Source organism: Sphingobacterium alkalisoli, assembly GCF_005049105.1.
Lineage (GTDB): Bacteria > Bacteroidota > Bacteroidia > Sphingobacteriales > Sphingobacteriaceae > Sphingobacterium > Sphingobacterium alkalisoli.
In genome coordinates, this window is record NZ_SUKA01000003.1 from 613444 (window position 1) to 629126 (window position 15683).

Sequence of the window (15683 nt, forward strand, 5' to 3'; positions counted from 1 at the left end):
TATGGCTTGCTATTAAAATGTGACATTAACTTTAAATCCGACGGGAATGGCCCAAGGGGTAACGTTGTAACGTTCGATCCCCTGTTTAAAACCACCCCGGGTTGCGGGATCTGGCTGGAACGCCATTTCTGGGTCGACCCCAACTTTGGCCTTTGTCCATAAAATAAGGTTGCGTGTATAAACACCCACACTGCCTCCATCAATACCTAATCGAGTCAGCCATTTTCCTGTAAGGTCATAACTGAACGACAACTCCCTTAGCTTAATAAAAGAAGCATCGAAAGTGGCGGCATTCATAAAATCCCAAGGGTAGTTGTCGGAGTAGGCGATGTACTTGGTGCCTTCGGCTCCTAGATTTTCGGTATAACCTGTAATATTACCTTGGGCATCATATTCGGCCATTACTCCGGGATTGAAGACTCCGAAATTGCCGACAGCACTTCCCACTTCGATTGGATAGCCCCCATATTCTTCGCCGGGCCCACCAACAATGGGATAACGATTGCCCTGTACACGAACCAAATCGTTTTCTATCAAATAGTTTCGCAAGGATTCGCCGGTCAATCCGTTCGGATTTATAAGCTGATCTAAAAAGCGCTGCGTCGTGAGATTGGATTCAAAATACCGATAGGTTTGGGACATAAACTTACCGCCCAGACGCATATCGGCCGCGATATGCATACTCCATTTCTTGTGCCGCAGTGTAGACTGTAGGCCCATGCTGAAATCGGGGTTAAAATTACCGATCTTATTTCGGCTGTTATTGATGCGGACGGCTTGCCAAGATCCGTTGCTGTCTAAAATTGGATAACCATAATAAGGAGACGATGGGTCTTCTACGGTTACCAACTCTGAATCATAGAGGTCTCCAATCTCTTCCCCGACATAAGTGCGGGCCCCTCCACGACCATCTGTCCAGAATGTATGGAACTCGACACCTTCCGAAAGCTCGTCGATACGGGTGCGATTGCGGTGCCAGTTGACCCCAAGGTCCCAAGTCCAATTTTCCTTTTCAATTGGACGGCCCGATATGGCCAACTCGAGGCCTCTGCTACTCAACAAGCCGGCATTGATGTTTCTAGAACTAAAACCACTGGAGCTTGGCAGCGCCGTCGAAATGATCTGATTTTTATTATCTAACGTATAATAGGTTCCTTCAAATTTCAACCTATTTTGCCAGATCCCAATATCTGTACCCAATTCGTACGATGTTGCCTGTTCCGGCTTAAGATTTGGTAGGAGGAGTCCTGACGAGCGCGTGATACGCAATACATTTCCCCAACTTCCGGGATTGTTGAGCACATTGAATAAATTGTAGGGGGAGGTATCATTTCCGACACGTGCTATACCTCCTCGTAACTTGAACAAACTGATTGACTCAGGTAATGCAAAGATTTGATCGGCCAATAGACTTAACGATGCCGAGGGGTAAAAATAAGAACGATTAGCTGCTGGCAGGGTGCTCGACCAATCATTCCGTCCTGTTAAATCGAGATACACCATATCCCGGTAACTTAGGTTGATCAGCCCGTAAACGCTATTTACCGCACGTTCGGAAAGGCTACTCGCAAAATCCAGATTCAACGGACTGATATTGGAAAGGCTGTACAGGCCTGGTGTTGTCAATCCGGCACCATTCTTTGATACATTTTGCACGGATGTTCCCTTAGTGTACCGCAGGTTACCGCCCAATGAACCTGTTGCATGAAAATCACCTAGCTTCTTGTTGTACGTGGTAAGGAAGTCGATATTTTGCTCCATACTCATTAAGTTTACAATGCCATAGGCTCCACGAGACTCGTTGGTATAACTATATGGTATCTTGGTCTCCCGGTTTTCCCAGTAGATATCGGTCGCATAACGTAGCATCAGGTTCCAATTCTTTTTGATGTTCCAGTCCAAACGAAGGTTTCCAAAAACGCGGTCGCGTACGAAGCTATTGTTGACCCCATGGGCTAGAAAATATGGGTTATTAAAATTGCCCTCAGACTGAGAACGTTGTTGTATCCCCTCCTGCCCTGGCATCCAGTAATCTTCTAAATCCAGTATATTGATATGGGGAGCGACCTCATAGGCCGCTTGTAACGGGTTTGTACCTCTATTGCCCGCCGGGCGGTTATTGGAGTTGTTTCTACTCGCATCCAGTGATAATCCTAAGGAAAGATTATCTCGAATGCGCATCGTTGAATTCACATTCAGCGTATTTCTGAACAAATCGGAATTGGGTACGATGCCGCGGTTATTCATATTGGAATAGGAAAACCGATAGTCCAGCCGTTCGCTGCGGTTTGCCAGCGAAATACCGTTGGTGCTCGTTATTCCGGTTTGTACAAAGTTCTTGATATTATTTGGGTAAGACTTTAATTCCGTTGGGATAGGGTTTCCATTTTCATCTAATGGACTATTCCATTGGATCGCCTTATACCCTTTGTCTAGTGCTGGCCCCACCATGTAGCTTGATTCTTCCTCTATTTTAAGATCGCCGGATATATCGCCCGGTTTCCAGGGCATGGTGCCGCTGGCGAATTTATTGTGCAAATCGATATAATGGTATGGAATATCAAACACGTTATTGCTATTCACACTTATGGTCATTTTTTCGGCATTCTTACCACTTTTTGTGGTGATCAAGACCACGCCATTGCCTGCTCGGGATCCGTAAAGGGCAGCAGCACTCGGCCCTTTCAAAATAGAGATATTTTCGATATCATCTGGATTAATATTGGATATCGAATTTCCATAGTCTACCTTGTTATCATCACCTATTTGACCAATATTGCCTAATTGATTCATAAGCGGCACGCCATCGACAACAAATAGCGGTTGATTGTCGGTACTTAGGGACGAAGCTCCTCGGATAACCATATTTACCGATGAGCCTGTCGGACCGGTAGAGCTGATCGATACGCCAGGAACCTTACCCGCCATAGCGACCATAAAATTATCATTATTTACGCGACTTAGATCTTCACCTTTGATGGTGCCTACTGCATATCCTAATGAACGATCCTGACGCTTAATCCCCAAAGCGGTAACAACAACTTCACCGAGCTCGCTATTATTTGCCTGCATGATAACAGACCGTATTCCGGTAGTATTTGCATCTACCCGTAAATTACCAAGCTCTTTGCTCCCGTAAGAAATATGGGTGATTAAAATGGTGTATGTACCGGCAGGAACTTTGGCTTCCGCTACGCCCGCAGCATTGGTAAGTACACTTTGGTTTGTAGATAGGACTTTTACCGAGGCTCCAGCGATAGGTTGTTGTGCTTCGTCGCTAACGCGTACGCGCAAACTAAACGATTCTTGCGCTTTGTTACGAACTAGGACTACTCCTCCATTCACTTTTTTTGATTGGATATTGGTGTTTTTTAAAATATAACTCAACACTTCATCGAAGCTTGCATTTTGAAAAACACGTTCTTTTACTGCTATATTCTCTAATTTCAACGCCTGCTTGTCATACCCTATCCCCTGTCCGGTATGTTGCGATAGGGATAAAAGGGCTTGAGAAGCGTTGCCTTCTTTTAAGTGGATATTTATTTTATCCAATACTTCTTGCTTGCTACGGATTGGCACGCCTGTAGCAGTAGCCTCTGACACGGATACAATCGAACAGAAAGCTAGTGCAGCTGCCAATTTGCTGAGCTTAATAATTTTATACATATTTGTGTAAATGTTTTATTTAAACATGACTTTTAAGGGTGCTCACTGGTCGATTTAGCGGTTTGCCAGATGAGCACTTTTCAGTTGAGAAACTCCCCTCGTTTTTCAACATTTAGCGCTTATTTGTAAAGTATTATTTCATTTCTTTCCCTCCTAAAATTAATTTGATGAATGTTACATATCATATGAAGAAGCTGATCGATCGACTGCACGTGTGGCATCAGCACTGAATAGCTAAAAGTGTCGGTATCGATATTATCGGTGCGCAAGGTTAAGCCGTAGCGGTTGTAAATAAGTTCGCAAAGTTCTTCAAAAGTTGCACCATTCAGCAAAATGCCCCCGCGGATCCAAATATTTGCATAGGTAGGGTCGCTGTCAAACAGCTTATAGCGAGCGCTTTCCTTATCGTATCGCACGCTTTTCCCGGCGGTAAGAATATAAAGCGACTCTTCTTGCCTGTTGCCTACACTGACCTTCCCCGTCTTGACATCAACAGTGATGTATTTTGATTTTTCCGAATTATTGACATTAAACGAGGTGCCTAATACACGTATGGATAATGTGCCGGTCTCGATTGAAAACGGATGCACGGTATCTCGTTGTACGCTAAAAAAGGCTTCGCCTTTATCTAAATAAATTTTCCTATTCTCGTGGTAATGGTGTTCATCAAATCGAACCTGCGCATTGCCACTAAGAAAAATTGATGAACTATCGGGCAGTCTTAACTCGCGCGTCTCGCCGGGATGGGTCGATATTTGTGTTAATGAGATAGATTCAACAGCGTTACTGCGAAATAAGGCTTGTGGATTTTGATAGAAAAATAGCAGCCCAAATACACCTAACAATATAACGGATGCTACGGCAGACAGCCAACGTAACCGAATCACGCCGACTTGTTTTCTAGTTTCTTGAATAGATGGAGGAAATCTGGAGAATATTGCTTGTTTTACCCGGGCTTTATGCTCTTCATTTTTAAAGGGAGCAATTTCGTCTTTCGAAACTGCGTCATACCAGCCATCCACATTCTTGTTTTCCTCTTTGGGTAATTTACCATCAAGGTAACGTTGTATTATACTTTTAAACTTTTCTAAATCCACCTGTGTGTTGTTATTTTACTTTACTACAGGTGAAAGCCATTAAAGTACTTTAATTAAAAATGTCTTTTATGTTAAAAAATCATGAAGCATAAAAGAGGTCGCTAAAATTAGGATTATGCCATCGTGATCCGCGAAACGCTGTGTTACGTCTTGCCGCAGTATTTTTTTGGCTTCGGAAAGGTAATTTTTTACAGTTTGCTCAGCTATGTCCAATTGTTGGGCAATCTGTTGGATGGAGTAATTGTCATTTCGCATCTGGTAAACAGTCTTCATGGCCTTGGGCAGTCTGGACACGGAATCGTCGACGATACCTTCTAGCTCTTTATAATGTGCAAATTGATTATCGCTTAGGCTTGCATACTTCTCCATACGATGGAGCATGCTCTCCATCACGTTTTTACGCACTTTTTCTGTTGCGTAATAATTTAGGATCTTGTTCTTAACTGCTTTAAAAAGATAGGGCTTTAGCGAAATGTAGTCCTCGCTAATTAAATGGCGTTTTTCCCAAATTTGAATAAATACTTCTTGAACCACATCCTTTGAAAGGTCTTCATCTTGTACATGTCGGTAAGCTAATGTATACAGATCTTCCCAATAAAAATCAAAAAAATAGGAGAAAGCTCGTGGATCTCCACCTTTAAAGCGAGATAAATAATGGGCTTCCTTCTTGGCTTGGGTATTCATAACATCGCAAAGATAAGTTGATAGTATTATGATAATATTAATTTTTAATCAAGCTTCGTAAGCTGTTATTAAATAGGCCTGCTCAATAGTGCAGAAGCAATCGGATATTTTTGAAAGTTAAGCGGTATCTTTAATCCTTTAAAACTTGATAAGTAAATGGCTGTACCTACTAATAAGGAAGAACTAATCCGCTCTATTAAAATAAATTACGAAAAACTCTCAAAAGAACTATTATTGATTCCTACAGATCTAACAGAAGTAAAAGAATTAGACGGACATCGCAAAGGCACCTTAATGAGCATAAACAACCTTATTGGCTATCTCGTTGGCTGGGGCGAACTGGTGCTTAAATGGAATCATCGCATGGATAATAAGGAAGCAGTCGACTTCCCAGAAACAGGTTTCAAATGGAATGAGTTAGGAAAACTGGCACAAAAATTCTACAAAGACTACGAAGAAGAAGACTTTAATAGTTTGCTATCGAAGCTAGACGACACAGTTGGGGGTATTTTATCATTGATTGAGATAAAAACCAATGAAGAACTTTACGAAGTGCCCTGGTACGCAAATTGGACACTAGGACGTATGATACAGCTTAATACAGCCTCTCCCTATGCGAATGCAACGGGGAGAATACGTAAATGGAAAAAGCAAAAAAATGTTAAAAATCGTTAAAGAGTTGATAACACTGTAATATAATTAAACGGCCGGCCGTTTATAGTGTATTCATAATTTCATAATTTAGGTTAATAATTGGTTAGTTAGAAAATCCTGAAGTTCCCCGCTTCAGGATTTTTTTTTGCCGGTGATCCTACTAAATATTTCGGTAGTCGACAACCTGTTTTACTGTTTTAGCGTAACATCAAGATAAACCGAATGACGCCCGTAGGTTTCATAAAATGGTTTAAAAACCACGTCGTCAATCGTGAATTGTAGTTGCTGCGGATCCCCTTTAATTGACTTGCCTATATCTTGTGCATCCAATGTTATTTTACGCCATTCTTTTCTTGCTTCGGACTCCTGAGCGGCCAGTAATATCGGTCCGTAAAACAAACTAGCGATGTTTTGCTGATCCATTACCGGATCTAAATGAAACTGGAAAGGCATCTTCAATTCGATTACATCTCCATCCTTCCATTTGCGGCTGATTGTTAGGTAGCTGCCCGCCTTCGACTTTACCTTTTGTTCTTTTCCGTTAATCTTCACAAAGAATCCTTTTGTAGCCCATCCTGGTACACGTACATTTATATCGAATTTGCCACTTCCTTTAATCGTGAGACGGGTTTGATCTTCATTAGGGAAACTGGTGGTCTGTTCTACCGATACTTTGCGTTCTGTCCACTCGAGTATCGAAGGTATGTATAGATTGACATAAAGTGCCTTATCATCCTTACTTTTAAAGTAAATTGTATTTTGCAACTTGGTACTACTTTCTAATGCTGTGCCATTACAACAGGTAAAACCGGTCATGTGCGCATTGCTAAATTGTTTAATAGACCCTGGCCTAAGCGGCACATGATAAGTATTAGCGGGGCTATCATCGGCTACGGAAGCAAGAATATGGTTGTATAATCCGCGCTCATAATAGTCTATCAACTCTGTTCGCTGATCAAAGAGAAATAGATTGCTAGTTAGTTTTAGCATGTTGTATGTCGCACAGGTTTCATTTTGCCCGCCCGCTGAAAAACCATTTTCATACAATGTGGCCGGCTGGCTAATAAAACATTCTGCATTGGCGGGATTACGTGCACCTGCAACACCTCCAATGCTGTACATGTAATCATTAACTGCTTTGTACCAGAAGTTATCCGCCACCTTATAATATTCCGGGTTATTGGAAACACGATACATTTCGATGCTTCCCACGATCTGAGGTATATGCTGATTGGCATGCAATCCGCGAAAAGTATCGACATTTTTGGCTAATCCATGCGAATGAGCGGCATCGCCAAAGAACATGTCGATGTTATCAAACAATTGCGCAGTTTTTAGGTAGTTGGGGTTAGTTGTAATACGGTAGAGACGGGCCATTGCCTCATTCATGCCACCAAACTCGCCCGCAATATAGGTATTCCATATTTTTATAAGCGTCTCGGTCGGCACCTTGCTCAGACGGGCATATACCCAATCACTCATACCGATCGCGACTTCAAGTGCTTTCTGATTACCGCTTACTTCATAGATATCCATTAGGCCAGCCAAAATTTTATGTAGAGTATAGTATGGTGCCCACACTTGGTTATTCTGACCTCCGTACTTGGCGCCATGTTCTAACATGATGAACTGATCGGGAGGATAAGCGCTGATAAATCCTTCTCCCCAATTCCAGTAATCGGTACGAATGCCGGCATCAGTTAAATCTGAATCATATTCTGATTTGCCTGGGCCGCGTGGTACGGCTGCCGGATCGGACACATAGGATCCACCGGCTTCTTTTGCCTTTCCAGATAATTGGGACAATTCGTAGAGAATATTTACCATATATTCCATTTTATCAGAAAAATTAGCCTGAAGAGACTTATCATATCCGGTGCTGGCATAGGCTTGTGCAATTGCCGTAAGGTAATGCCCTGTAGCGTGACCTCTTAGTTTGGTATCCTGACTATCCCATACGCCCAAAGGCGTTGCTCCTTCTGGCTGCTTCTGACCAAAAGCGTGGCGAAACATGTAGAGAAAAGAGTTGGGATCGGTACTGGCTAATGTGCTGACAAACTTATCGCGATTCTCGATAAATTTAGTTTTGTCATCATGCGCGTTGGTTTTCAGTAAAACCTGATCCAAATTGAAAGCTTGCAGCTTTGGACTTGGTGTGGTTGATCGGTTGGATCCTTTTACGGTAACAATAGCCTTTGGCTTTAAATCCGTTCCTGGAATATGCCCTGTAACGGTATAGGTTCCACCTTGAAGTACAGCATTATTGTCGATAGCAGAAGGCCACAGCACACGTACTTTTGGGCCTGCCATTCCATCCCGATAGGTTCCTTGTATGTAACTGGGTAACCGTGGTAGATTTCCTATTTCGGTTTCGACTTCTACATCGGAGACCTTAATTAAATAGGCATTATAAAGCTGTGCCTTGGTTAACGGAAAACTTGGAAGATCATCTTCCGACTTACCCATATGGGCTGAATCTTCATGGATGTCTTTGAGCGAATTATAATAGATTCTAGCAATCTGCTGTCTAGTCAGGGGAACACGATAAATACGAAAATCATAGAGCATCGCGTTAAGATTTGGATCTTCTGGCAAAAGAGATTTGCCGATATATAGCTGCTTTTTTTCTCCTGATTGACCGAATACTTCAGTGAGCTCTAATGAAATATCCTTCGCTTCACTAACGGGCTTACCATCTACATAGCTAGTCAACAATTTTGCAGGAACATCAATTACGACAGTAAGATAAACCCATTTATTGACTTCTATAACCGAAGAAACGGCCGCATTTTCTTGCCCTTGCTTCGTTGTTATCAATGCCTGATACCCTTTTTGAGTAAGTGTACCAACAGGAGCTGCAAAAAAATGATCACTAGCATCCTTTCCAAAATCAAAAAAACGCTGTCCAGGTTGCGCCGAACGTAAGTAGATCCATCCCGATATACTAAGCGACTCTAGATCTGATAACGATTCTCCATGTATCGTAACAAAATCATTGCCTAACCCAGATAGTGACAGAACTTTTCCAAACTGATCATCAGTAACAAATTTGGGTTCACTACCTTGAAATTTTCCATGCAAATTATTTCGAGACCAATCTTTGAGATCTCCATCAAATATATAGCGTGCGATCATTCCCGTTTCCCCAATCCCATCCAATATCTGATCTCCACTTTGTGCATGAGCGCGGTTAACACCTTGGGAGAGGACAACAGTAAACAGGAGAATGTGTAGGAGTACTTTCGGCATTTTCTTTAGAATCATCATTTATCTATCTATAACATTATTAACTAGCTACTCAAATACTCGAATAAGGGAGAATTGATAGCTTTATGTAAAACTATAAAGAATCCACATGTTTCTATAGGTCTATTTTAGCTAATAATTACTTGATATTAACAGCCTATTAAAAAAGGCATCTGACGGCTTTCTTCTCTGCTGCTGCTTCGTAATAGCGACCTTTGCTAAACCTGCCTTGCTATAAGAAAAAAACGGCGAAACCAAAGCAGATCCTTCTACTTTTCAGGATAGTAGCCTGGATTTTAAATCTTACTGGGCGGGACAATCGGCTTCATTACTAAAATGTCGTGATGCTGAAAATTTAATGGACGCAATAATTAACGAAATGGGGAAAGATGTTGGATCCTGATGGCGTTAAAAATAGCCAGTAATGCAACGCCTACATCTGCAAAGACCGCTTCCCACATGGTAGCTAATCCGCCGGCACCTAAAACCAAGACGATAATTTTGACACCAAATGCAAACGAGATGTTTTGCCAAACGATCTGTTTTGTTTTCTTACCGATGTGTATGGCTAGTGGAATTTTAATGGGGCGATCATCTTGGATAACTACATCTGCTGTTTCAATGGTTGCATCCGACCCTAGTCCGCCCATGGCAATGCCTACATCGCTTAACGCGACTACGGGCGCATCATTTATCCCATCTCCAACAAAAGCTGTTACATGGCTATCTTGTTGTATCTCTTTAAATATATTTACTTTATCGTCTGGTAGAAGATCACCATGTGCCTGGTCAATGCCCAATTCTCGGGCTACATGCATGACGACAGAAGACTTATCGCCGCTAAGCATGGTAACACGTAGTTGCATAGCATGTAATCTATCAATCGTTTCCTTGGCATCGTATTTAATCTTGTCAGCGATCGTTATATAACCTACATATGCGCCATCGAAAGCAATAGCGATAACAGTGTGGACAACTTTTTGGAGATCATTATCGTATGCAATCTGGGCGCTATCTAATAACTTGAAATTCCCGACTAATAGTACTTTCTTGTCGATTATACCCCTTAGTCCCTGCCCAGCTATTTCCTCTACTTGCTCAATGTGTATACCTTTATCTATTTCTCCGACATACTTATGAATAGCCGTAGCGACAGGATGTGTACTATGTGATTCGAGTACATTTACATAAGTTAATATCTGGTCACTGTCTATATCGTCGTTAAATTGAACGTCTTGTACATCAAACACCCCCTCGGTCATGGTACCTGTTTTGTCCATCACCACATGTTTCAAAGATGCCAGTACGTCTAAAAAATTTCCTCCTTTGATTAAGATCCCATTTTTACTGGCCGCACCTATTCCACCAAAATATCCCAAAGGGATAGAAATTACCAGTGCACATGGACATGATATGACCAAAAAAACCAAGGCCCGATATAGCCAATCCCGAAAGACATAATCATCAACGAAAAAAACTGGAATAGAGATAATGCACACCGCTAAAAAAACGACAATTGGGGTATATGTTTTGGCAAATTTGGAAATAAACAATTCCGTTGGCGCTTTTTGAGACGAGGCCTGCTGTGTGAGTTGAAGAATTTTGCTAAGCTTACTATCTTCGTAGACCGAGGTAACCTCCATTTGAATCACGGTGTTCTGATTGATCATTCCAGCAAGCACCACATCTCCCTTCTTTTTCCCATCTGGTTTACTTTCACCCGTTAAGGCAGCTGTATTAAATGTCGCACTATCGCTAAGTAAAATACCATCCAACGCAAGTTTTTCACCTGGCTTCAGCTGGACTTGATCGCCTACCTTTACATCAACTGCCTTTATCGTTTTCCACTCCTTATTTTCATATACCGTTGCGTGATCCGGTCGTTGATCCAACAGTGCTTTAATATTGGCCTTCGCGCGTTTAACGGCCATGCTTTGAAAATTTTCGCCTACCGTGTAAAATAACATCACCGCAACTCCTTCTGGATACTCATTAATGGCAAATGCACCTAAAGTGGCAATACCCATGAGAAAGAACTCTGAAAAGAAATTCCCTCGGGATATACTAACAACGGCTTCTTTAAGAACAGGTAAGCCTACCGGAAGATAGGCAATCAGATATCCTATAAAACGCGTTGTGCCCTCAAACCAGGACTGCGTAACATAATGATCTAAACTTATACCGAGAAGCAGAAGTATTAAACTGATTATAGCCGGAACAAAGAGATAAAATGTGCCTTTTGATTCGGAATGCGAATGGTGTTGAGGGTGCTGCATAGATCGCTTCGTTTGTTTTACAATATTATTGTTAACTTTTATACGAAGTTAATCATCTCAACTGAATAACTACAGTGATCTAGAAAATGTATCCGATGCTCTTTATAATTCTATAGGATAATAGATCTTACCTAGATCTTCCATCCCACTCAAATCTGTTTCTTCCTCTTCGAAAATACCAAATACTGCTGAACCTGAACCAGACATTGATGCATATAACGCACCACTCTTGTAAAGCTTATGTTTTATCTTTTCGATTAATGGATACTGCTGGAATAGCCCCAATTCAAAATCATTCGTTAAATGATATTTCCATTCTTGGATGGGCAAACGCAATACGTGCTGAATATCGATCGTGGGTGTCTGCGGTATAATATGTTGATAAGCTTCTGCCGTAGATATGTGAATCTCTGGTTTGATAACAATTATACGGTATTTCGAAAGGTCTAACTCCACCGGAGCAAATGTAGCTCCCGTCCCCGTAGCATATACGGGTGAATTTTCGATAAAAAATGGACAGTCAGCGCCTAGTTGTGCGGCGTATCCCTGTAGTTGATAGGTGGTTAGATTTAGTTGGTAAAATTGATCTATTAATTTCAAGACATGTGCTGCGTCGGAGGAACCTCCGCCCAAACCGGCTCCGATTGGTATATTCTTTAATAGGTGAATGCGGACCGGCTTAACCTCAAAATCTGCGTTTAGCAACTGCCATGCCTTCTCGCAAAGATTAGGTCCCCCTTGTGGTATAAACAGGCCATCCGACCGAAAGGAAAACGAATCTGAAGCCGTAATTTCAACGACATCGTATAATTTTATCGGATAAAAAACGGTTTCGATATTGTGATATCCATCATCCCTCTTTTCAGTAACAAGAAGGCCTAAATTAATTTTGGCGTTGGCGAACGAAAGCATAGATCAAACTTAGATAAAATGCTTTGTATTCGCGAACACCAAATTCAAAAAAATCGTTTAAGAGTGATTTGGGTTTTAGATCCATTATAGGAATTTCGTGTTTACTAAATTATTTTTTCGTATATTATAAATAACTTTACAACTTTCGAAGTTTAACATTATATATGATTCGTTTTCTGCTATTTTACTGTTTTATATTCTTCTTTCAACCTCTTTTCGCACAGCATATTATTCGCTCGGGAACACCCTATGTTAAGCAATTTACGAAGAAGGTGTACAAAGCAGGTAACCAAAATTGGGGTATTGCGATAAGTCCGGAGGGAATTATATATACAGCCAATACGGAAGGTTTACTAAGCTTCGATGGTCAATTTTGGAATTTATATCCGTTAAAGAATAAATCTATAGTTCGAAGTGTATCAGTAGACAGTGAAGGGAAAGTCTACACGGGCGGCAAGGGCGAGTTCGGATTTTGGGAACGAAAGAAATATGGTGGCATGCGATACACCAGTATCTCAGGACTCGTCGAAAAAGCGGATATACAAAATGACGAAATTTGGAAAATCATAATAGCGGATGATAAAATTTACTTCCATTCATTTTCGAAATGCTATGTGTATCAAGATAATCATATAAAGACGATTACAGCATCAGGCGAGCCCTTTTTATTTCCGCATTTGGCTAACGGAGATATGTACTTCGAGCAAATCCCCTCTGGACTCCACAAATTAGTGACCGAAAAGCTCGTTCCTATAAAGGATAAATCTATCCTTGGCCAAAAGAACATTCTATGTATGCTTCCTTTTGGCCCAGCCGAAGTATTGATTGGTACGGCTACAGATGGCTTGTTTATAATGGACAAGGATGGAAATATTACGCCTTGGAAGACCGCGATCGATCATGATCTAAAACGAGCACAATTAAATAATGGAATTGAAGTATATGGCGGGCACTATGCATTTGGCACAATCCAAAATGGTGTTTTTATCATCAACAAACGGGGTGACCTGATCCAACATATTAATAAACACAATGGCCTTCAGAATAATACCGTATTAAGTATTGCAAAAGATAAGCAGGAAAACATCTGGGTGGGCCTAGATAATGGGATCGATCGAATAGAAATCAATTCACCGGTCTATTATTATGCTGACTTTTCGGGAAATATTGGCACGGTGTATACCTCTGCTATCTATAATGGGAAGATATATCTAGGCACAAATCAAGGACTGTTTGTAAGTCCCTGGAAAGGGCCTAATGACTATAATTCTTTTGATTTTAAACTAATACCAAATTCAAATGGGCAAGTATGGACCTTGTCTATCGTTGGAAATGAGCTAATATGTGGTCACAATAACGGCACATTCAAAGTCGAAAATGACAATTTAATTCAAATTTCAACGGTGACCGGTGGATGGATCTTCTCGTCGATTGAAGGCACCAATTTCATGCTGCAAGGCAATTATACGGGGGTAGCCTTATTTGACAGCGACCCGACCACTTTTTTAAGACAATTTGACGAAATAAAAGCTCCGATAAGGTATATCAGTCAAAAGTCGGGCACAGAGTTTTGGATTGGAAATGAAAACGAAATTAAGCTTGTGCAATTTTACAATGGTTTTAGAAACTTAAAGACACTGAATTCAGTTGGAAGGACGCCAAATAATAATCTAAGATATCACGGAATTTTTAAGTTGGAGAATAATTTGGTTTTCGCGACCGATTCTGGTTTCTATGTATATGATGGAATTGTCAAAAAATTCAAACCACATAATGATATCAATGAAAAACTCGGATCTTTCAGATTTTCGAATAAAATCATTCCAATCCATTCAAACCGCTATTGGTTCGTAAAAAAATCACATATTGCACGGGTAGAAGTCACGCCCAGCGGCGATGTGGTAATAGACTCTACGGCGCTTACGTCGCTAAGCGACAAGATGATGAATTATTACGAAAGCATTATTCCCATCACAAACCAAACATTTCTAATAGGCTTAGATAATGGTTTTGCGATTTATGACTCACAATCTGAAACAAAGATCGAGATCAAAAAACCAATTATCTCCCACATATGGAATATATCTAGTGGAATACACCCTATTGATGACGAAAAACTATCGATACTAAATCGCGAAAATAACATCCGAATAGCATATGCTTCTCCGTGGTACGCATCTTCGCCAGTGCAATACCAGTATTTTTTGGAAGGTTACTCTGAAAAATGGTCTGATTGGGAAGAGACCTCGTACCGGGACTTTACTAACTTAAATTTTGGAAGTTATACTTTTCAGGTTAGGGCGAGATCAGTAGCTGGTGCCATTTCGAATATCACGGAGGTTTCATTCGAAATACAGCCACCTTGGTATTTATCCTGGAAAGCAATCGCTTTCTATATTATCTCATTAGGTGCGATCGTATATTATGGCCGGAAATGGAATAATAAGCGGATACAAAAAAGACAGTTTCAAATTAACAGAAGGTTATTGGCGCAACAGAAAGCAGTGATAGCGCGTGATGCAGAACTAAACGAACAGAAATTAGTTAAACTTAAAAATCAGCAGCTGCAAAACGAATTGGATATTAAAAACAGAGAGCTCGCTAATTCTGCTATGAACATTGTCTATAAAAATGAAATGTTGAACAACCTGCATGACGAACTCAGAAAATTAAAAGATTCGGAAGGTAGATACCTAAACCCTGATCAGCTTCGTAGAATAAACAAACTCATCGATGATGCTCATAACGACGACCGGGATTGGAACCTATTTGAGAAAAGTTTTGATGAGGCCCACGGAAATTTCTTTAAAAAATTAAAAGCTGAATACCCGGAGTTGATTCCGAATGATCTAAAATTATGCGCGTATTTACGTCTCAATATGTCAAGTAAAGAAATCGCTTCACTCCTTAATATTACCACCCGTGGCGTAGAGATTAGAAGATATAGATTACGTAAAAAACTCAATATCCCTACTGAAAAGAACCTCTCTGAATTCTTATTAGAGCGTTAGTACCTGCTAACGGACTACATCATTACCTCTCATGCAAAATAGTGTAGCAACGACACTAAGCTTTTAAACTATAACACTATATAATCAAAATAACACCTTGTTATTCTTCCAATTATATCAAATATTTCGATGCAGCT

General features: G+C 40.8%; 8 protein-coding genes. 2 read left to right on the plus strand and 6 right to left on the minus strand.

Annotated elements, in window-relative coordinates; genetic code table 11:
- Nucleotides 1-12: 12 nt before the first annotated feature.
- The 3 genes from FAZ19_RS12255 to FAZ19_RS12265 form a co-directional block, all read right to left on the minus strand.
- Nucleotides 13-3666 (minus strand): SusC/RagA family TonB-linked outer membrane protein, encoded by a 3654-nt coding sequence (locus FAZ19_RS12255; RefSeq protein WP_136821002.1) that lies wholly within the window; start codon nucleotides 3664-3666, stop codon nucleotides 13-15.
- A 119-nt stretch (nucleotides 3667-3785) separates the two neighbouring features.
- Complete coding sequence (locus FAZ19_RS12260) at nucleotides 3786-4763, minus strand: FecR family protein (RefSeq protein ID WP_136821003.1); 978 nt, start codon at nucleotides 4761-4763, stop codon at nucleotides 3786-3788.
- 66 nt (nucleotides 4764-4829) lie between these two features.
- Nucleotides 4830-5447 carry an RNA polymerase sigma-70 factor gene (locus FAZ19_RS12265; RefSeq protein WP_136821004.1) on the minus strand — a complete coding sequence of 206 codons (618 nt, stop codon included), beginning with the start codon at nucleotides 5445-5447 and terminating at the stop codon, nucleotides 4830-4832.
- A gap of 156 nt (nucleotides 5448-5603) precedes the next feature.
- Here FAZ19_RS12265 and FAZ19_RS12270 point away from each other — a divergent pair, with 156 nt between their 5' ends.
- Complete coding sequence (locus FAZ19_RS12270; RefSeq protein ID WP_136821005.1) at nucleotides 5604-6122, plus strand: ClbS/DfsB family four-helix bundle protein; 519 nt, start codon at nucleotides 5604-5606, stop codon at nucleotides 6120-6122.
- A gap of 168 nt (nucleotides 6123-6290) precedes the next feature.
- On the opposite strand, the gene FAZ19_RS12275 is transcribed toward FAZ19_RS12270, so the two are convergent.
- The 3 genes from FAZ19_RS12275 to ispE all read right to left on the minus strand — a co-directional run bounded on the left by FAZ19_RS12275 (nucleotide 6291) and on the right by ispE (nucleotide 12535).
- Complete coding sequence (locus FAZ19_RS12275) at nucleotides 6291-9368, minus strand: beta-L-arabinofuranosidase domain-containing protein (RefSeq protein ID WP_229707474.1); 3078 nt, start codon at nucleotides 9366-9368, stop codon at nucleotides 6291-6293.
- Nucleotides 9369-9718: 350 nt separating this feature from the next.
- Nucleotides 9719-11623 (minus strand): heavy metal translocating P-type ATPase, encoded by a 1905-nt coding sequence (locus FAZ19_RS12280; RefSeq protein ID WP_136821006.1) that lies wholly within the window; start codon nucleotides 11621-11623, stop codon nucleotides 9719-9721.
- Nucleotides 11624-11725: 102 nt separating this feature from the next.
- Nucleotides 11726-12535: a 4-(cytidine 5'-diphospho)-2-C-methyl-D-erythritol kinase gene (gene ispE, locus FAZ19_RS12285; RefSeq protein WP_136821007.1), complete on the minus strand. Its 810-nt coding sequence runs from the start codon at nucleotides 12533-12535 to the stop codon at nucleotides 11726-11728.
- Between the two features lie 164 nt (nucleotides 12536-12699).
- Between ispE and FAZ19_RS12290 the strand changes: the two genes are divergently transcribed.
- Nucleotides 12700-15546 (plus strand): helix-turn-helix and ligand-binding sensor domain-containing protein, encoded by a 2847-nt coding sequence (locus tag FAZ19_RS12290; protein WP_136821008.1) that lies wholly within the window; start codon nucleotides 12700-12702, stop codon nucleotides 15544-15546.
- Nucleotides 15547-15683 lie beyond the last annotated feature (137 nt).